The organism is Amycolatopsis anabasis (assembly GCF_009765355.1).
GTDB classification, from domain to species: domain Bacteria; phylum Actinomycetota; class Actinomycetes; order Mycobacteriales; family Pseudonocardiaceae; genus Amycolatopsis; species Amycolatopsis anabasis.
This window is the reverse complement of sequence record NZ_VTHK01000037.1, coordinates 73,196-90,872: the sequence shown is the minus strand read 5'-3', so window position 1 is coordinate 90,872 and position 17,677 is coordinate 73,196. Positions and strand designations below refer to the sequence as shown.

18 protein-coding genes are annotated in these 17,677 nt (G+C 69.5%); 8 read left to right on the top strand and 10 right to left on the bottom strand.

The features are described 5' to 3' along the window. The first annotated feature begins 173 nt into the window (after window positions 1-173). The gene (locus FXO23_RS35765; RefSeq protein WP_246258225.1) at window positions 174-458 is read left to right on the top strand and encodes a transposase; all 285 of its coding nucleotides are present in this window, start codon (window positions 174-176) and stop codon (window positions 456-458) included. Here FXO23_RS35765 and FXO23_RS35760 read toward each other — a convergent pair. The 7 genes from FXO23_RS35760 to FXO23_RS35730 all read right to left on the bottom strand — a co-directional run bounded on the left by FXO23_RS35760 (window position 443) and on the right by FXO23_RS35730 (window position 7,020). Beyond that, complete coding sequence (locus FXO23_RS35760) at window positions 443-1,111, bottom strand: TetR/AcrR family transcriptional regulator (protein ID WP_158890576.1); 669 nt, start codon at window positions 1,109-1,111, stop codon at window positions 443-445. The genes FXO23_RS35765 and FXO23_RS35760 overlap by 16 nt on opposite strands. A gap of 116 nt (window positions 1,112-1,227) precedes the next feature. After that, complete coding sequence (locus FXO23_RS35755) at window positions 1,228-2,397, bottom strand: acyl-CoA dehydrogenase family protein (protein ID WP_158890574.1); 1,170 nt, start codon at window positions 2,395-2,397, stop codon at window positions 1,228-1,230. Further along, window positions 2,394-3,302 carry a 3-hydroxyacyl-CoA dehydrogenase NAD-binding domain-containing protein gene (locus FXO23_RS35750; protein ID WP_158890572.1) on the bottom strand — a complete coding sequence of 303 codons (909 nt, stop codon included), beginning with the start codon at window positions 3,300-3,302 and terminating at the stop codon, window positions 2,394-2,396. Before FXO23_RS35750 ends, FXO23_RS35755 begins: the two co-directional genes overlap by 4 nt. Continuing rightward, a complete protein-coding gene (locus FXO23_RS35745; RefSeq protein WP_158890570.1) occupies window positions 3,302-4,042 on the bottom strand; it encodes an acetoacetate decarboxylase in 741 nt (246 codons plus the stop codon). The genes FXO23_RS35750 and FXO23_RS35745 overlap by 1 nt, the downstream gene beginning before the upstream one ends. A gap of 5 nt (window positions 4,043-4,047) precedes the next feature. Next, window positions 4,048-4,818: a crotonase/enoyl-CoA hydratase family protein gene (locus tag FXO23_RS35740; RefSeq protein WP_158890568.1), complete on the bottom strand. Its 771-nt coding sequence runs from the start codon at window positions 4,816-4,818 to the stop codon at window positions 4,048-4,050. Beyond that, entirely contained in the window at window positions 4,815-5,978 is a 1,164-nt protein-coding gene (locus FXO23_RS35735; protein WP_158890566.1) for a CaiB/BaiF CoA transferase family protein, read from the bottom strand. Before FXO23_RS35735 ends, FXO23_RS35740 begins: the two co-directional genes overlap by 4 nt. A gap of 130 nt (window positions 5,979-6,108) precedes the next feature. Next, window positions 6,109-7,020: a LysR family transcriptional regulator gene (locus FXO23_RS35730; RefSeq protein ID WP_158890564.1), complete on the bottom strand. Its 912-nt coding sequence runs from the start codon at window positions 7,018-7,020 to the stop codon at window positions 6,109-6,111. A gap of 177 nt (window positions 7,021-7,197) precedes the next feature. Here FXO23_RS35730 and FXO23_RS35725 point away from each other — a divergent pair, with 177 nt between their 5' ends. Genes FXO23_RS35725 through FXO23_RS35705 form a run of 5 tightly spaced genes read left to right on the top strand, consistent with a single transcriptional unit; the run spans window position 7,198 to window position 11,662 of the window. Continuing rightward, window positions 7,198-7,731 (top strand): 2,4'-dihydroxyacetophenone dioxygenase family protein, encoded by a 534-nt coding sequence (locus FXO23_RS35725; protein ID WP_158890563.1) that lies wholly within the window; start codon window positions 7,198-7,200, stop codon window positions 7,729-7,731. Window positions 7,732-7,763: 32 nt separating this feature from the next. Then, window positions 7,764-9,014 (top strand): MFS transporter, encoded by a 1,251-nt coding sequence (locus tag FXO23_RS35720; protein WP_158890561.1) that lies wholly within the window; start codon window positions 7,764-7,766, stop codon window positions 9,012-9,014. Further along, the gene (locus FXO23_RS35715) at window positions 9,011-10,066 is read left to right on the top strand and encodes a 2,3-butanediol dehydrogenase (RefSeq protein ID WP_158890559.1); all 1,056 of its coding nucleotides are present in this window, start codon (window positions 9,011-9,013) and stop codon (window positions 10,064-10,066) included. Before FXO23_RS35720 ends, FXO23_RS35715 begins: the two co-directional genes overlap by 4 nt. After that, window positions 10,063-10,776 carry an SDR family NAD(P)-dependent oxidoreductase gene (locus FXO23_RS35710; RefSeq protein ID WP_158890557.1) on the top strand — a complete coding sequence of 238 codons (714 nt, stop codon included), beginning with the start codon at window positions 10,063-10,065 and terminating at the stop codon, window positions 10,774-10,776. Before FXO23_RS35715 ends, FXO23_RS35710 begins: the two co-directional genes overlap by 4 nt. Before the next feature lie 34 nt (window positions 10,777-10,810). Beyond that, the gene (locus tag FXO23_RS35705) at window positions 10,811-11,662 is read left to right on the top strand and encodes an alpha/beta fold hydrolase (RefSeq protein ID WP_158890555.1); all 852 of its coding nucleotides are present in this window, start codon (window positions 10,811-10,813) and stop codon (window positions 11,660-11,662) included. A gap of 38 nt (window positions 11,663-11,700) precedes the next feature. On the opposite strand, the gene FXO23_RS35700 is transcribed toward FXO23_RS35705, so the two are convergent. Beyond that, on the bottom strand, window positions 11,701-12,840 hold the full coding sequence (locus FXO23_RS35700; RefSeq protein WP_246258224.1) for a methyltransferase domain-containing protein: 1,140 nt from the start codon (window positions 12,838-12,840) through the stop codon (window positions 11,701-11,703). 274 nt (window positions 12,841-13,114) lie between these two features. Here FXO23_RS35700 and FXO23_RS35695 point away from each other — a divergent pair, with 274 nt between their 5' ends. Continuing rightward, window positions 13,115-13,795, top strand: a complete 681-nt coding sequence (locus FXO23_RS35695; protein WP_246258223.1) for a helix-turn-helix domain-containing protein — start codon at window positions 13,115-13,117, stop codon at window positions 13,793-13,795. A 4-nt stretch (window positions 13,796-13,799) separates the two neighbouring features. Here the strand turns inward: FXO23_RS35695 and FXO23_RS35690 are convergent, their stop codons facing one another. Then, entirely contained in the window at window positions 13,800-15,041 is a 1,242-nt protein-coding gene (locus tag FXO23_RS35690) for a M20 family metallo-hydrolase (protein WP_158890553.1), read from the bottom strand. Between the two features lie 14 nt (window positions 15,042-15,055). Next, entirely contained in the window at window positions 15,056-16,372 is a 1,317-nt protein-coding gene (locus FXO23_RS35685) for an MFS transporter (RefSeq protein ID WP_158890551.1), read from the bottom strand. 105 nt (window positions 16,373-16,477) lie between these two features. Between FXO23_RS35685 and FXO23_RS35680 the strand changes: the two genes are divergently transcribed. Continuing rightward, window positions 16,478-17,611 carry an RsbRD N-terminal domain-containing protein gene (locus FXO23_RS35680; RefSeq protein ID WP_158890549.1) on the top strand — a complete coding sequence of 378 codons (1,134 nt, stop codon included), beginning with the start codon at window positions 16,478-16,480 and terminating at the stop codon, window positions 17,609-17,611. Window positions 17,612-17,677: the final 66 nt, after the last annotated feature.

The window sequence follows — 17,677 nt, the reverse complement described above, 5'->3', positions numbered from 1 at the left end:
TCACCACCCCCACCGGCGGCACCTACACCAGCCAACCCGAACCACTCCACGAACCCCGGCCCACGAGCCTGCTCACCCCAAGGGCGTGTTAGACAAAGACAAGGTGTGTAAGCCGTGGCCCTGACAGGGTGTCGGGGAGTTGATCTCCTCGCCACCCGGAAGGGTATGACACTGTGACCAAAGCAGGAACCAACGACAACCAGCACCCCCGCGACCGCAACGGCACCTTCGAGCCCGCCATCGTGCGCAAGCGGCAACGCCGTCTCGACGGGCTCAACGACGCGATCATCTCGCGGTATGCCCGCGGGATGACCGTGTGCGATATCCAGGTCCGCCGCACCGACATCTACGGTGTCGAGGTCACCGAGTGGGGAGAACAGGCCACTCGGCTCGAGCTGGGCGGTGCTGTTCGTGGACACACCCCGTTCACGCACCGCGTGTGCTATTTCGCGGGTTGAGTATCGAGCAGCGCGATTACCTGGGACAGGGTGAGGTCGTGGGCGGCCAGGCGAGTTTCGGCCAGGGAGCGGAGTTCGTCCTTGGCGCGTTTCCAGCGGGCGTCGAGTTGGGCCGGGTCGGCGAAGGCGAAGCCGCCGAGGAGCAGGCCGCGGACGGTGTCCATGACCGTGTAGACGTAGTTCAGGATCTCCTGGCGGATGGGGCGGTCGACCGGGAACGTGTTGACGAAACCGATCAGCGAGCTGGTAGCCGTGGGTTCGACCACGGCGATCTGCTCGCGCAGCTCGGGGTCGGTGCGGGCGGCGAGCCACAGCTCCACGGTGGCGGTGAACACCGGGCCGTTGTGGATCTCCCAAATCAGCTCGAGCAGGGCGCCCAGTGGATCGTCGGCCAGGGGCACCCGGGTGACCTCCTGGAGGGCCTGGTCGGCGCGGATCAGCGCGAGATGGCGGAGTGCGGCGGTGACCAGATCGGCCTTGGTCTGGAAATGATGGGCCTGCGCACCCCGGGTGACCCCGGCGCGGGCGACGACCCGGGCCGTGGTCATCCCCGAATAGCCGTACTCCACCAGGCAGTCGATCGTGGCGTCGAGCAGCTTGCGCTGGGTCTCGGCGCTGCGTTCGTCCTGCGTGCGACGGGTTCGCTGTCCCATCCCGCCGAATATACCAGCAGAGTTGCAGGTAAGTTGAAGAATTTGAAGCCCGCCAGGACAGCAAAAGGGGCCGGTATCGGCGAGGAATGGCTCGCTGATACCGGCCGTATGGTATGTCAGACGAAGGCGCTCTGGCCGGTGATCGCCTTGCCGACGATCAGGGTGTTCATCTCGCGCGTGCCTTCGAAGGAATAGATGGCCTCCGCGTCGGCGAAGAAGCGGGCGATGTCGTAGTCCAGGACGATCCCGTTGCCGCCGAAGATCTCCCGGCTCCAGGCGACCACCTCGCGCATGCGGGAGGTGACGAACGCCTTCGCGAGCGAGGAATGCTCGTCGCGGAAGACCCCGGCGTCCTGCAGGCGGGCGAGCTGGACGAGCATGCCCCAGCTGGCGGTGATGTTGCCGAGGCTCTTCACCAGCAGATCCTGCACCAGCTGGAACTTGGCGATCGGGCGACCGAACTGCTTGCGTTGCTTGGCGTAGTCCAGCGCGAGCTGGTAGGCGCCGATCATGACGCCGAGGGCCTGCCAGGCGACACCACCGCGGGTGGCGCGCAGGATGTCGGCGACATCGCGGAAGGAATGGATTTCCTGCAACCGGTTCGACTCGGGAACCCGGACGTCGGTCAGGGTGATCTCGGCGTTCTCCACGATCCGGAACGCGATCTTGTTCTCGATCTTCACCGGCACGAAGCCCGGCGTGCCCTTCTCGACGACGAACCCCTTGACGTTGTCGTCGGCCTCGTCGCGGGCCCAGACGACGACCAGATCGGCGAAGGTGGCGTTGCCGATCCACTTCTTGGCGCCGTTGAGGATCCAGGTGTCCCCTTCGCGGCGGGCGGTGGTGCGCATGCCACCGGCCACATCGGACCCACCGAGCGGCTCGGTCATCGCGAACGCGCCGATCTTGTCCATCGCGGCCATGGCGGGCAGCCAGCGGTCCCGCTGCTCCTGGTCGCCACCGCGGTAGACGCTGTACATCGCGAGTCCGTTGTGGACACCGAAGAAGGTGGCCACGGACGGGTCGACGCGGCTGTACTCGGCGGCCAGCATGCCGGTCAGCAGGTGGCTCGCGGCGGGCAGGTGCTCGCCGTACCCCTCGTACGGCAGGCCGGCGAGGCCGAGTTCGCGGAACTTGCCGATCAGTTCCCGGGGGAACTCGCCCCTGGCCCAGTACTCGTTGACCAGCGGCTTGATCTCGGCATCGAGGAAATCGCGGGCTTTGAACAGCAGCTTGCGTTCCTCTTCGGACAGCAGGTCTTCGTACCCGTAGAAATCGGTGGTCATTTCGTCTCTCCTCGTGCGGACAGGATTGCCAGTTGGATGCGGTCGCGTTCCGCGGCGAGCCCGGGCTGGTCGCCGTATGCCTTCTCGACCGCGGTGATGAGTTGTTCGGTGGCCTCCGGGCTGTTGCCGGGCTCGCCGAGGGCCAGGCGGCGCATCGATGAACCGATGTGCGTGGCGAGGTGGCGGAACCCGCCCGGCCCGCCACCGAGATGCGAACCGAGGAACGGGCCGACCGCCGCCCAGCGCAGGCCCAGCGAGTTCACCACCACGGTGTCCAGTTCGGCCGGATCCACGACCCCCTGCTCGACCAGGTAAGCCGCCTCGCGCTGCAACGCGCTCTGCAGCCGGTTGCCGACGAAACCGGGGATCTCCTTGCGTTCCACCACCGGAACGCGGCCGAGCGAACGGTAGAACTCGACGGCACGGGTCACCGCGTCCGCCGAGGTCCGCTCCCCCGGCACCACTTCGACCAGCGGCACGATGTGCGGCGGGTTGAACGGGTGCCCGATGAGGACACGCGAGGGGTCGGCCAGCTCACCGGTGAACGCGGTCGACGGGATCGCCGACGAAGAGCTCAGCAGCAACGCGTGCGCCGGGGCCTCCCGGACCAGCGTGGCGAACAGGTCCCGTTTGAAGTCGAGCTTCTCCGGACCGTTCTCCTGGACCACATCGGCCTCGCGCACGGCTTCCGCGACATCCGCGGCGAGCGTCACCCGGGCGGACAGTTCGGCGGCGTCCCGGCCGAGCTGCGGTGCGAATTCCGCGATCGCGTCCCGCACGGCTTCGGCCAGATCCGGCCGCGGATCGGCGACCCGGACCCGCAGATCGTGCGCGGCGAACAGGGCCGCCCAGGACAACCCGATCGTTCCGGCGCCGATCACCGCCACCGTTTTCGGTGTGTACATCAGGACTCCTTCAAATAGTTGTGAACCGGGTTCACAGGCGCGAGGGTGAGATCGGTGAGGATGTGGCTGGCCGAGACCACCTCGCGCACCGGCAGATCGGCCAGCGGTGCGAGCACGTGCTCGAACAGCTGCAACCGCGCGGGCCCGGTCCAGGCCTGCTTCACCACCACGTCGGTGATCTCGGTGCGCACCAGCTCGGCCACCCGGGGTGTGCCGTCGTAGCCAGGAACCAGCTTGAGCATGAAGGTCGGCACGGTGATCTGCGCCTTCGCCGCCTCCGGGTCCAGCGGGTAGTGCTTGTAGCCCATGGTCGCGGTGGCGACCCGCAGCGAGCCGTAGTCGAGCGTGCCCACCAGCACGTCGTGGTCGACGTACAGCCGGGGCGCGCCGACCGTTTTCGGAAAGGCACTTACCTCGCGGCCGGACGCGGTGGCCGGGAAGTTGTCCAGGTACATCGCGTGCAGGTACTCGCCGCGCTCGTCGCCGAACCGCACCGGAATCGCCTGCCCGGCCTCGGTGTAGGGCCCGTAACCGCTCACGTCGCCCATCCGCATGACCTCGAAGCGCACCAGCGGTTCGTCGATCTCCAGCGGCTCCGGCACCACCGCGCGCAGGGCGTCGGCGTCGGTGCGGTAGACGATGTTGAGGTACTCGCGGTCGGTGAACCGGGGCTTGATCGGCGGGTAGGCCGGGTTCATCAGCGGGGTGCTGACGTGCCGGACGACTTCTTCGGAACGCATGGTCCTCACTTCCCCCGCCACACCGGGTCGCGGCGCTCGGCGAAGGCCCGCATGCCCTCGCGCACGTCCCGCGAACCCATCAACCCGGCCAGTTCCCGTTCCTGCGCGGCGAAGGCGGCCGATTCCGGGGTGCCCTCGGCGGCCCGGACGATCTTCTTCACCGCGCCCAGCGCGAGCGGCGCGTTCGCGGCGAGCTGGTCGGCGAGTCGCAGCGCGGCGCTGGCCGCCTCGCCCGCCGGGACCAGCCGGTTGACCAGGCCGAGCCGGGCGGCCCGCGCACCGGTGATCGGTTCGCCGGTGAGCAGCAACTCCATCGCCAGGTGGTACGGGATGCGCTTGGGCAGCCGGATCGCCCCGCCGCCCGCGGCGACCAGACCGCGTTTGACCTCGGGCAGGCCGAACTTCGCGTCCTCGGCGGCCACGATCAGATCGCAGCCGAGCGCCAGCTCGAACCCGCCGCCCATCGCCCAGCCCTCGACCGCGGCGATCAGCGGTTTCGCGGTCTCGGCCCGGGCAAGGCCGCCGAAGCCGCGCCCGGGAACGTTCGGGGACTCGCCCGCCAGCGCGGCCTTGAGGTCCATCCCCGCGCTGAACGTGCCCTCGGCGCCGGTCAGCACCCCGGCGCGCAGCGCGGGATCGGCCTCCAGCTGGTCCACGGCGGCGGACAGTCCGGTGGCCACGGCCGCGTTGACCGCGTTGCGGGCCTGCGGCCGGTCGATGGTGATGAGCAGCGCGCAACCGACGACCTCGGTGCGCACTTCCCTCGTGGTGATCATGACTTGCTTCCTTCCCGGAGTTCGGCGAAGACCTCTTCGGTGTCCTGGCCGGGGCGCGGCGCCAGCCGCCGGATCGAGCCGGGCGTGGCGGAGAACCGCACCGGGATGCCGACCGTGCGGATCGGGCCCTCGGTCGGGTGCTCGACCACGTCGAGCAGGTGGCCTTCGGCGACGTACGGGTCCTCGTCGGCGCGGTCCAGTTCCAGCACCGGCGCCATCGGGATGCTGTGCTTGGCGCACACCTCGGCCCATTCGTCGGTGGTCAGCGCGGGCGCGCAGTCCGCGATCAGCTCGGCCAGCGCGTCGTTGTCGGCGCGGTCGATGACCTCGCCGTTCACCCGCGGGTCCGCGGCCAGGTCCGGGCGCCCCGCGGCGGCGAAGAAGTCCCGGAAGTTCTGCGGGTTGTACGGGATCACGCAGGCCAGCCCGTCCTTGGTGGCGACCGCGCGGTGGCCCGGCGACAGCGACAGCGGGAACCCGGACGGCCCGAGCGGCGGCTCGAACACCCGCCCGGCGAGGTGTTCGACCAGGTTGAACGCGATGAGCGTGTCGGTCATCGGGACCTCGACGTACTGCCCCGCACCGGTCTTGTTCCGGTGCACCAGCGCGGCGAGGACCGAGTAGACGATGGTCAGCGAGGAGACCTTGTCGCCCAGGATCGTCGGCAGGTAGACCGGTTTGCCCAGGGCCCGGTTCGCCACGTCGACCAGGCCGGAGGACGCCTGGATGGTCTCGTCGTAGGCGGCGTGCCCGGCGCGGTCGGAGTCACCGCGGAAGCCCTGCGCGTGCGCGTAGACCAGTCCGGGGTTGCGCTCGGCGAGGTCGTCGTAGCTCAGCCGGAGCCTGGACAGGGCGCCCGGGCGCATGTTGGTGATCAGCACGTCTGCGGCGCCGATGAGCTCGAGCGCGCGCTGGTGGTCGGTTTCGTCCTTGAGGTTCAGCGCGACGCTGCGCTTGTTGCGGTTGACGTTGAGGCTGAGCGCGGTCATCCCCGGGGAGCGGTGGTAGCTGCCGTTGCGGACGGTGTCCGAAGGCGACTCGATCTTCACCACGTCCGCGCCGAGGTCGCCCAGGATCTGCGCCGCGTACGGGCCCATCACCACGGTCGACAGGTCGATCACGCGGACCCCGTCCAGCGGGCCGGCGGTGGTTTCCGTCATTCGTTCTCATCCCCTTTTCGACTCTCTTCGCTCTACTTCCAAGCTAGGACGAGCCGAGGAGAATGGGAATGATCAATGGGCGAACAATGGTATGACCGCAGCGGTCACACCATTCTTGGAATTCCCGGAATTAATCGGTCAGCGGATCGGCGAAGACATCTTTCGCCTGCCCGACCAAGTCCGCCAGGTCACCGCCTGGCTGGGCCCGGTCCCGGCGCCACACCAGCGCGGTCGCCAGTTCCGGGCTGAAGTCCTCGAACGGCAGCACCACCACGTCCTCCCGGTCGTACCGCCGCCGGACGATCTCCGGATCGAGAATCGTGACCGAGAACGCGATTCCACTGGAAACGAGTTCGGCAATTCCGGAATAGTCGGCGTTGTCGACCCTGATGCGTTTCTTCACCCCGGCGGAATTGAGCCGGGCGTCGAGTTCCTCGAACGAGGCGGGTGCGGTGTAGATCGGCGAGGAGATAAAGGACAGATCGGCGAGTTCGGACAATCGGACGGAATCCCGCCCGGCGAAGCGCTCGGCGGGCAGGGCCGCGCCGAGCCGTTCGGTCATGACCTCCATCAGCTCGAGTTCCGGATCGGTGATCGGCAGCCGGGCCAGGGTGAGCGCGAGCCGCCCGTCGCGCACCGCGGCCGTGAGATCGGGCGACGGACCGGGCCACCGCTTGAGCTCGAAGGTGTCCCGGCACCGCTGGCGCAGGGCCTCGAGGCGCTCGCGCAGTTTCGGATGCACCGCTGCCGGAACGCCGACGAACACCGTGCTGCGCTGCGGCCGGACCGCCTCGCGCAGTTTCCACGGGATCGCGTTCACCCGTTCGAGGACGTCCCGGGCCAGCGGCAGCAGCGCGGCGCCCGCCGGGGTCAGCGCGACGCGATGCGTGCTGCGCTCGAACAGCGGCTGGCCCAGCTCGTGTTCCAGGTCCTTGATCCGCTGGCTCAGCGGCGACGCGGCCATGTGCAACCTGCGCGCGGCCTGCGAGAAGTTCAGCTCTTCCGCGACCGCCACGAAGTAGCGCAGGTGCAGCATCTCCACACCGGCACCCTACCCAGCGCATGCGGCCATCCGGAGTAGCGCCGGTAACGGCCGGTGCGCCTTTCCGGACCGTCACCGCCGCCGTGTCCGATTCAGGCAATCGGCGCAGTCCGCTACGGGAAAGACATGGTCCCTCCGGCGAGGTTCACTCAGAAGCTCGTATGAAGGGAGCCAACCATGCCCGAACAGGCCAACGCGGAGTTCTGGAAGGACCTCAAGCCGATCCAGAACTCGTTCAAACCCGACGCGCAGCCCGAGGTCTACCTGTCCCAGGTGGCCACCGACGACGACCGGTACTACGCGCCGTTCACCGACACCGTCGGCTCGCGTCCACTGTGGATCAACGTCAAGGACAACTCGTGGTCGGACATCCTGCGGGCCAAGGAGGCCGGCCTGGTCAACCGGCACTACCACCCGCACGAGGTGTTCGCGTACACGATCTCCGGGAAGTGGGGCTACCTCGAACGCCCGTGGACCGCGTCGGCGGGTGATTTCGTCTACGAAGCGCCCGGCGAGGGCCACACCCTGGTCGCCTACGACACCCCGGAGCCGATGAAGGCCCTGTTCATCGTCAAGGGACCGCTGATCTGGCTGGACGAGAACGGCGAAACCACGGGCTACTTCGACGTGCACGACTACATCGCCATGTGCCGCGAGCACTACGACCGGGTCGGCATCGGCGCCGACTACGTCAACTCGCTGTTCCGCTGACCGACCGCTTCCTCCCACCGACGTGAGGTCCCATGCCCGGCATCAAGGCGCCCGAGGCGGCCACCCGCCGCTATGAGGGCCTGCTGCTCCTGATCCTGTTCCTCTCCTTCGGGTTCGTCTTCTTCGACCGGCAGGCGCTGTCCTTCCTGGCCCCGTTCATCGGCAAGGACTTCGAGCTGACCAACACCCAGCTCGGCACGCTGTCCGGGGTGCTGGCGCTCACCTGGGCGCTGTCCGGGTTGTTCGCGGGTCGCCTGTCGGACAGGCTCGGCAGCCGCAAGCCGATCCTGATCGGCGCGGTCCTGCTGTTCTCGGCGTTCTCCGCGATTTCCGGGCTGATGAGCGGATTCCTCGGCCTGCTGGCCGCCCGCGCGCTGATGGGCATCGCCGAGGGGGCGGTGCTCCCGGTCGCCCAGTCGCTGATGGTCGAGGCGTCCGCCGAACACCGCCGGGGCCTGAACATGGGGCTGGTGCAGGGGTCCTCGGCCGGGTTGCTCGGCGGCATCCTGTCCCCGCTGGTCGTGGTGTGGACCGCCGAGCACTTCGGCTGGCGGGTCGCCTTCTACGTGACGATCGTGCCCGGGCTGCTGCTCGCCGCGTGGATCTGGAAATCGGTGCGGGAGGTGCCGCCCGGCGGTCCGGTCCGGACGGTCGAGGAACCGGTGGCGGAGCCGAAACCCACGCTGCGGCAGGTGTTGCGGGAACGCAACATCGTGCTGTGCGTGCTGATCGCCTGCTGCTACCTCACCTGGTTCGTCGTGATCATCACGTTCACCCCGACCTACCTGACCGAGGTCAAGGGGTTCAGCCCGGGCACCATGAGCGCGGTCATGACGTGTTTCGGGGTGGCGTGGGTGCTCTGGGGCTTCCTCACCCCGGCCGTTTCGGACCGGATCGGCCGCCGGAGCACGCTGATCGTGTTCACCGCGATCGCCGCGGTGTGCCCGCTCGCGGTGGTGGTCGTGCCGAATCCGGTGGTGCTCGGGCTGGTCGTCGTGCTCAGCTACACCGGGCTCGGCTGCTTCACCCTGTTCATGGCCACGATTCCGGCGGAGACGGTCCCGCGCGGCGCGCTGGCCACCACGCTCGGGCTGGTCATGGGCGTCGGCGAACTCGCGGGTGGTTTCCTCGGCCCGTTGATCGCCGGGCGCGCGTCGGACGCCTGGGGCCTGCAGGCCGCGATGTACATCGCCGCGGGCGGGGCCGTGGTGGTCGTCCTGCTGTCGCTCGGCTTGCGGGAGACCGCGCCCGCGGTGCTGCGCAGAAGGGAAGTGACGGTATGAGGGCCGCGGTCTGGTACGGGGCCCGGGACGTCCGGATCACCGACGTGGACCTGCCCGCGCCCGGGCCCGGCGAGGTCCGCGTCGAGGTGGCCTACTGCGGGATCTGCGGCAGCGACCTGCACGAGTACCGCGACGGGCCGCACGCGATCCCGGTTTCCGCGCCGCATCCCGCCTCGGGGGTGACCGCGCCGCTGGTGCTCGGCCACGAGTTCTGCGGCACGGTCGCCGAAGTCGGCCCCGGGGTGACCGGGCCGGCGCCCGGCGATCCGGTCGCCGTGGAGCCGAACTACCGGTGCGGCGCCTGTCCCCGCTGCGAGGCCGGGGAGTACAACATCTGCCGCCACTTCGGTTTCGCCGGGTTGATGGGCCACGGCGGCCTGGCCGAGTACGCGACGGTCCCGGCGTACATGCTGCATCCGTTGCCGCCCTCGGTTTCCCTGGAACAGGCGGCGGTGTTCGAACCGGCGGCGGTCGCGCTGCACGCGCTGCGGCGGTCCGGCGCGGGGCGCGGTGACACGGTCCTGGTGCTCGGCCTGGGTCCGATCGGCCTGCTGATCGTCCTGCTCGCGGCCGAACTCGGGGTGGGCCGGATCATCGCCGCCGACGTGGCCGCCAACCGGCTGGCGCTGGCGGGCGAACTCGGCGCGACCGATCTCGTCGACGCGGCCGAACCCGGCGTCGGCGGGCGGGTCCGCGCGCTGACCCGCGGGCAGGGGGCCGATCTCGCGTTCGAGGTCGTCGGCGCCGAGGCCACCCTGCGCACCTGCCAGGCCGCGACCCGCCGGGGCGGGAAGATCATCCTGGTCGGGCTCGGCGGCGAGGTCTCCCTCGACGCCTTCTCCCTGGTCAACGACGAGCAGTCGATCGTGACCAGCGTCGGTTACCGGTACTGCCACCCGGAGCTGATCCGGCTGGCCGGGCGGGTCGATCTGACGCCGATCGTCACGTCCGTGATCGCGCTCGACGACGTGGTGACCGCGGGGTTCGATGCGCTGCTCGGCAGCGCGGACCAGATCAAGGTGCTGGTGCGGCCGAGGGGAGCCGCCGGATGAGGTTCGCGGGCAGTTCGGTGTTCGTCACCGGCGGGACGTCCGGGATCGGGGCGGCCACCGCGCTGGCCTTCGCCGCCGACGGCGCCGAGGTCGTCGCGCTCGGCCTGCGGCCGGAGGATCCCGGCGAGTTGCCGCGCCACGACCGGATCGAAGTGGTCGAGCAGGACGTCACCGACCGCGGCGGTTTCGCCCGCCGGATCGCTTCCGCGGACCGGCTGGACTGCCTGGTCAACTGCGCGGGAATCAGCCGGGACCGCGAGGAGTACGACCTCGCCGCCTGGGACCGGGTGCTCGCGGTGAACCTCTCCTCGGTCCTGGTGGCGAGCGAGGCGGCCCGGCCGCGGCTGGCCGAATCCGGCGGCGCGATCGTGAACGTTTCCTCCATGTTCGCGTTCTTCGGCAGCGCGGACCGGCCCGCCTACAGCGCGAGCAAGGGCGGGGTCTCGCAGCTGACCCGCTCGCTGGCCGCGGAGTACGCGCGCGAGGGCATCCGGGTGAACGCGGTGGCGCCCGGATTCGTGGTGACCCGGCTCGCCCGCGGGGTGCTCGACGATCCGGCGGCCTCGGCGGCGGTGCTGGCGCGGATCCCGCTCGGCCGGTTCGGGCGACCGGACGAGGTGGCCTCGGTGATCACGTTCCTGTGCTCGCGCGCGGCCGCGTATGTCACCGGGGCGATCGTGCCGGTCGACGGCGGCCACTTGGCGGTATGAGCGAACTGTCGGTGGGGTGCGCTAAACAGGATTCGTGAGTTCCTTCCGCGAAAATCAGGTCCAGCTCGGCTCGTCCTCGTTGCACGTGGTGGAGGCGGGCGATCCGGACGCGCCCGCGTTGCTGTTCCTGCACGGCTGGCCCGAGTCCGCGCATTCCTGGGCCGCGGTGCAGCGGCTCGCGGCCGCCGAGTTCCGCGCGGTGGCCTTCGATCTGCCCGGCATCGGCGGCTCCACCGGCGCGGCCACCGACGGATCGAAGGCCGCGCTCGCGCGGGTCGTGCACGAGGTGATCCGGGCCTTGGCGCTGCGCGATGTCGTGCTGGTGGGGCAGGACGTCGGCGGCATGATCGCCTACTCGTACCTGCGCGAGTTCGGCGACCTCCGCAAGGCGGTCATCATGGACGTGGTCGTCCCCGGCCTCGATCCGTGGGAACGCGTGGTGCGCAATCCGTACATCTGGCACTTCGGGATGCATGCCGTTCCCGAGCTGCCGGAACGACTGGTTCAGGGGAGGCAACGGGACTACTTCGGCTACTTCTTCGACATCCTGTCGGTCGACGGGGCCACCGCGATCCCGGCGGAGTCGCGGGAGATCTACGCGCGGGCGTACGCCTCCGACGCGGCGCTGACCGCGGGGTTCAACTGGTACCGCACGTTTCCACTGGACGCCGAACGCAACGCCGCCATGACCCCGCCGGTCACCACTCCCCTGCTCTACCTGCGCGGCGACACGACGAGCGGACAGCTCGGCGATTACGTCGACGGCCTGCGCGCCGCCGGAATCCAGCACGTCGAAGCCGCCCTGATACCCGACGCCGGACACTACGCCCAGGAGGAGGCCCCCGATGCGACCTGGAAACTGATCGCCGACTTCGCGCGCTCCTAGGCTCGGAGGCGAGTGTTCCGACGACACCTCGCACGTGCTCAGCTTTCGAGGATGACGGTTTGCCCCTCGGAGGTGATCTTCCATTGCCACGACAACGGCGTGGGGCTGCCGTTGTCCTTCCACCACCGGTAGGCCGCGGTGGCGGCGTCCCAGAGGCGGCGCGGCCCGGCCTGCCGGACTAGGTAGGTTCCGTCCTGAGCCTCGGCGGGCGTGATGCTCGCCCACGAGTCGGAGACCGGATCGTGCAGCGACCACACTTCGAACGGCCGTTCGTCGGTGGCGTCCTCGACGTCGTACCGGCACGAGGGCAGCGCCACGGCCAGCGCCCAGCGGGCGGACGAGTCGTCGAGCAAGTCGCTCGGACAAGTATCGGTCACCTGCTGGTCAACGCCGTCACCGTCGGCGTCCCACCGAAAGTCCGAGCCCATCGGCGGGGTGCGCTGGGACCGCAGCTCCATGAACCCGACGCCGATCGGCAGGGCCCGGCCGGTGGCGGTCCCGTCGTCGCCGACGATGAACCGCACCAGCGGCCCGGAGGCGAGGTCGGCCCGGACCGGCGCGAGGATCACTCCACCCGGCCGGGTCTGCTCCACCCACGCATACGGCACCCGGCCGAGGTGCACGGCCGCGGTCGCCATGACGCGGTCATACGGCCCGCCAGCGGGGTTGCCGTTCGCGCCGTCGCCGAGCACGGTCCGCACGTGCGAGTACCCGGAATCGGTGAGCCGCCGCCGTGCCCCGACCATCAGGTGGTCGTCGACCTCGACCGTGGTCACCCATCCGCTGGCGCGGACGAGTTCGGCGAGCAGCGCGGCGTTGTAACCGGTTCCGGTGCCGATCTCCAGCACCCGGTGCCCCACACCCACGTCGAGCGCGTCGAGCATGGCGGCGACCACCGAGGGCATCGACGCCGAGCAGGTCGGGATTTTCCCTGCCCGCGGCCACTGCGCGCGGCCGTCGTCGAACTGGGTCACGACCACCCGGTCCGAATTCACCACCGCGAGCCAGCGCGTCGCGTCGGTGCCGCGGTCGATCGGCTGGTAGACGCCGCTCTCCTTGACCCATGCCTGGTCCGGGATGAACCATTCACGCGCCACCCGCTCGAAGATCGGCCGGAGCGCGGCCGGGAGATCCCCGGCCGCTTCCAAGTCACGCGTAAGCGAGTCGACGCCGGTCACTTCTTGTCGCCGCTAACCTGGTCACCGCCCGCGGAGCCTTGGCCGTAATGATCGGTCTGGGAGTCGTCATCGCCATCGTGCCTGCCGCTGGGAATCGTGAGCACCATTGCTCCTCCGGTAATCGTTGTTGACTCTACGAACCGCGCGCTCAGCGCGGAACTCTTCGCACTCACACACTCGAGAAACCACGCTCGGCACGCGCGTGCTCAGGAGTAATCTCGGAGCCACTGACAGTGAACTGAACGGTTTGGGAGTCCACAGAGTGTCCACAACCGTGCCGGGCTCCCGGCTGCGGGCCGAACGTGAGGGCGCGGGCCTGTCGCTGACCGAGATGGCGAAGAAGATCAAGTTCTCGAAGTCGCTGCTCGGCATGGTCGAGACAGGCCAGCGCACGGCGTCGTTGGAACTGATCGCGGCATACCAGAAGGTGCTGGGAGTCGACATGTGGCGCAAGGACATCACGCACAAGAAACTCCTGATCCTCACGAAGGCGAGCCGCGCGACCTTGCTGGCCGGTGTCGAGCGCGGCGACCCGGGCGCACTGCGCAACACCCCGACGGCCCACCGGACCGACGTGAGCTTGGGCAATGTCGTCTCGGAGAAGGCGGCCGAGTGGTTCCGCAAGTGGGCCGTCGAGGGCGACACGGCCACGCTCCGGACCAACTCGCTGAGCGTTGTCGCCAAGCTCCCCGGCAAGCACAACGCCGACCTGGTGGTTCAGGTGTTGGAGAACGATCCCAAGGTCCGCCGCCTGATCGTGGCGAGTGAGATTTCCCGGCTGACCCAGCTCGAATGGAAAGTTGCGCTGCAGGGCGCCGACGACCCGACTACGCTCCCCGAGCCCCGCAAGCTCGCGGTCAAGCTCGCGAAGGGCGCAACCAATCCGAAGGGCACCGAGTCCCGCTGGGCGTGCTCCTATCTGCTGGCGCGGTTGGTGTCCGTTCTAGGGCGCTGATGCTTCAGCTCCGCAGGTCGCCGCGGCAGAGGCGGGCCACCACCTCGGTCAGCAGGTTCACCCCGGCGCAGATGTCCTCGTCGTGCGTGAACTCGTGTTCGTTGTGCGAGATGCCTTCCACGCTGGGCACGAACAGCATGACGGTCGGCACGATGTCCTTGAGGTTCGTCGAGTCGTGCCCGGCGAGGGTCAGCATCGGGCGGTGGGAGAGGCCGAGCGCTTCGGCCGCTTCCCGCGCGAGTTCGACGCCTTCGGGCTGGTACGGGTTCACCGGCCAGAAGTGCGCGCTCTTCTTGACGATCTTGACGTTCGTCGAGGCTTCGATGGCGGCGAACTCGCGGTTGAGGATCGCGTCCGCCTCCTGCAGCACTTCGAGGCTTTCCGAGCGGAGGTCCAGGTGCAGTTCGGCCTCCCGCGCCACGACGACCGGCGAATTGGGGTGCACGAACAACTGTCCGGCCGAGGTGTGCAGGGGCGTGTCGGGGAACCGGTCGACCAGTTCGCGGACCGCGACGATCACCCGCGCGGCGCCCAGCAGCGCGTCCTGCCGGTCGGCCATGACCGTCGACCCGGTGTGTGACTGGGCGCCCACCACCGAGATCTGGTACTTGTGCGCGGCCCAGTTGGATTCCACGAGCCCGATCTGGATGCCTTCCTTGTCCAGGACGCGACCCTGTTCGATGTGGATCTCGGCGGCGAAGGCCGCGCGGGGGCCGTCCTGCTCGCCGAGGAAACCGATGCGCGCCAAGGCTTCCTCGACGCTCACGCCGTCCAGATCGGTGACCGCCAAGGCTTCTTCGAGCGGCATCTTCCCGGTGTACACGGCACTGCCCATCATGCTGGGCTTGAACCGGGATCCCTCCTCGTTGAACCAGTTCACCACGGCCGCGTTGAACGGCGGCGTCTCACCGCTCGAGGCGAAGCGCTCGTGCACGCGTTGCACGGCGTGCGCGGCGGCGAGCACCCCGTAGGCGCCGTCGTACCGGCCACCCCGGGGCTGGGAGTCCAAATGCGACCCGACGAGCACGAAGGGCGCACCCGGCGTCCATTCCCGGAGGCCGAACAGGTTGCCGATCCGGTCGACGGTGGTGGTGAACCCGCGGGTGGTCAGCCAGTCGACCAGCCACTCCCTGGTCTGCCGGTCGGCCTCGGTCGCGGCCTGCCGTTCGACCCCGCCCGCCTCGGTCGCGCCGAGGGCGGACAGGGCGTGGAAGTCGTCCAGGACCGCGCGGTCTGCGGCGTTCATCGGTCTCCTCTTCGTCAGTTTCGAATACCCGCTTCGCCGATGCTCAAGCGCGGGAAGAACAAGCCCGAGACCCCGGTGGTCAGGGCGATCACGATGAAGATCACCGCGGCGGTCCAGATCTGGTTCCCGCTGGCGGCGAAGAGCGCGGTGGCGATCAGCGGGACGCATCCGCTGAGCACGGCGGCCGCGTTGGAGGCGATGGCGACCCCGCTGTACCGCAACGCGGGCGGGAACAACCCCGCGAGCACGGTTCCGCAGGCGCCGTAGGAGAACGACAGGGCGCCCACGCCGATCGTCATCGCGAGGATCACCAGGACCGGCGCCCTCGACTCGATCAGCCAGAAGACCGGGAACGCGAGGATCGCGGTCGCCAGGCCGCCGCCGGCCACCACGCGGGTGGCGCCGAACCGCTCGGTCAGCCGACCGGCCACGACGATCACGAAGATCTCGCCGACCGCGGCGACGAGCGTGCCGGAAAGCAGCAGCGTCCGGTCGAGATGCAGCACCCGGGTCCCGTAACTGATGACGAACGTGGTGACCAGGTAGAAGCCGCCCATGCCGAGGAAGGCCACCCCGGCCCCGACCAGCACCTGGCGCCACGACTCGCGGAAGACCCGGGTGAGCGGGGCGTGCGCGACCTCGTTGTGCTCCACCAGTTCCCGGAACGCGGGCGACTCCTCCAGCTGCCGCCGGATGAACACGGCGATCAGCAGCAACGGGATCGCCGCGAGGAACGGCAGCCGCCAGCCCCACGCGTCGAAGCTCTCCCGGGACAGCAGCGACACCAGCGCGAAGGCGCCCGAGGACAGCAGGGTCCCGATCGGCGAGCCGATCTGCGGCAGCGCCGCGAACCGGCCGCGCTTGGCGGGCGGCGCGTGCTCGACCGCGATGATGATCGCGCCGCTCCACTCCCCGCCGAGGGCCAGGCCCTGCACGATCCGCAACAGCGTCAGCAGGATGGGCGCCGCCACCCCGATGGTGAACTGGTTGGGCAGCACGCCGATCAGCCCGGTGGTCACGCCGATGAGCACGACGGTGATGAGCAGGGTTCTGCGGCGGCCCACCCGGTCGCCCATCCGGCCGAAGATCAGCCCACCCAGCGGGCGGGCGATGAACCCGACGGCGAGGGTCGCGAACGAGGCCATCGCCGCGGTGACCGGATCGTCGGACGCGAAGTACTGGACGTTGAACACCAGCGCGGTGGCGGTGGTGAACAGGAAGAAGTCGTACCACTCCAGCGCGTTGCCGACGAGCGCCGCGAAGGTGACCTTGGTGGCCGTCCGGTCGTCGAGCACCTGCGATCCGGCAGCGGTGGGTGCGATTCCTGTCATGGCGCGGAATCGTAAGTCGTGCGCTTGCATACCGTCACTCGTCAACCGCCGCCGGATCGCGTCCGGGGATTGTGCGGATGCACAGTGCCACCTAGGGTCCGCCACATGCGGAACCTGGCACTGATGCGCCAGACCTCCCTGCCGCGCTGGAAGGCGCTGCTGGCGGAGCTGGCCCGGCGCGAACACCTGCTGCTCGAGGGCGTGATGGCGCATTTCGAGGGCGGCTCGCGGCACTACGCGGGGCTGGTGGACGCCGAAGACTTCCGGAATTCCAGCGTCGACGCGCTGCGCTACCTGCTCGGCCAGCTCGCGGACGGCCGGGCGCCGCGGGAACTCGCCGATCTGCCGCGCCAGATCGGCATCCACCGCGCCGCGCAGGGCGTGCCCCTGGAAAACGTCGTCGCGACCGTCCGCGAGGACTTCACGATCCTCTGGTCGACGTTGTTGCGGGTTTCCCGGTCGGCCGATATGCCGGTGCTCATCTCGCACGTCGACGACCTGTGGCGGGTGGTCGACGACTTCGCGTCCGAGATCCACGTGAGCTACCTGCGGGAAAGCGCCGCCCGGGCGAACCTCGACCTGGGCCGTCAGCGTGCCATGATCTCCGCGCTGTTCAGCTCCACCGAACCGCACGCCGGCCTGCTCCGGCAGATCGCGGGCACCCTGGGCGTCCCGGAAGACGGCGCGTTCGACGTCATCGCCACCGACCACGCGGACCGGGAGCGGCTGGACGCCTTCCTCGCGCGGGCGGGCGCACGGGTTTTCACCGGCGACTTCGAGGACTCGCTGGTCGCCTTCTGGACACCCGCCCCCGGCGTCGACCGGCACCTGGCGGCGGTGCGGTGCGGCCGCGCACCACGGGCCGGGACGCTCGCCGAGGTGCCCGTCCGCGCCCGGTCGGCCGTGCGGATCCTGCGCGCACTGCCACCGGCCGCGACCGGACCGGCGACCATGGCGGAAGCCTGGCCGAGGCTGGCGGCGGCCCGGCTGGCCGAGGTCAGCCCGGAATTCCCGGCGCACCGGCTGGACGAGATCCCCGAGGCCGAGCGCGATCGCCTGCTGGAGACCGCGCGGGAGTTCCTGGACACCGGTTCGATCGCGACGACCGCGGAACGACTGTTCTGCCACCGCAACACCGTGCTGAACCGGCTCCGCCGCCTGCGCGAGCTGATCGCGCTCGACCTGACCATCCCCCGGCAGGCCGCCCTGGCGCTCGTTCTACTCAGTCGAATGGATTGACCATTGGCAGAGATACCGGTTTACCCTGCCGGTACCAGGGGGCGTAGGACCGGCAAGGAGGCCGTG

Excerpts from the sequence above, each read along its gene's own strand:
- FXO23_RS35760 (WP_158890576.1), bottom strand. The coding sequence starts at position 1,111 with ATGGGACAGCGAACCCGTCGCACGCAGGACGAACGCAGCGCCGAGACC.
- FXO23_RS35720 (WP_158890561.1), top strand. The coding sequence starts at position 7,764 with ATGCCCGGCATCAAGGCGCCCGAGGCGGCCACCCGCCGCTATGAGGGC.
- FXO23_RS35710 (WP_158890557.1), top strand. The coding sequence starts at position 10,063 with ATGAGGTTCGCGGGCAGTTCGGTGTTCGTCACCGGCGGGACGTCCGGG.
- FXO23_RS35685 (WP_158890551.1), bottom strand. The coding sequence starts at position 16,372 with ATGACAGGAATCGCACCCACCGCTGCCGGATCGCAGGTGCTCGACGAC.
- FXO23_RS35735 (WP_158890566.1), bottom strand. The coding sequence starts at position 5,978 with ATGACGGAAACCACCGCCGGCCCGCTGGACGGGGTCCGCGTGATCGAC.
- FXO23_RS35740 (WP_158890568.1), bottom strand. The coding sequence starts at position 4,818 with ATGATCACCACGAGGGAAGTGCGCACCGAGGTCGTCGGTTGCGCGCTG.
- FXO23_RS35690 (WP_158890553.1), bottom strand. The coding sequence starts at position 15,041 with ATGAACGCCGCAGACCGCGCGGTCCTGGACGACTTCCACGCCCTGTCC.
- FXO23_RS35725 (WP_158890563.1), top strand. The coding sequence starts at position 7,198 with ATGCCCGAACAGGCCAACGCGGAGTTCTGGAAGGACCTCAAGCCGATC.
- FXO23_RS35715 (WP_158890559.1), top strand. The coding sequence starts at position 9,011 with ATGAGGGCCGCGGTCTGGTACGGGGCCCGGGACGTCCGGATCACCGAC.
- FXO23_RS35745 (WP_158890570.1), bottom strand. The coding sequence starts at position 4,042 with ATGCGTTCCGAAGAAGTCGTCCGGCACGTCAGCACCCCGCTGATGAAC.
- FXO23_RS35750 (WP_158890572.1), bottom strand. The coding sequence starts at position 3,302 with ATGTACACACCGAAAACGGTGGCGGTGATCGGCGCCGGAACGATCGGG.
- FXO23_RS35755 (WP_158890574.1), bottom strand. The coding sequence starts at position 2,397 with ATGACCACCGATTTCTACGGGTACGAAGACCTGCTGTCCGAAGAGGAA.
- FXO23_RS35680 (WP_158890549.1), top strand. The coding sequence starts at position 16,478 with ATGCGGAACCTGGCACTGATGCGCCAGACCTCCCTGCCGCGCTGGAAG.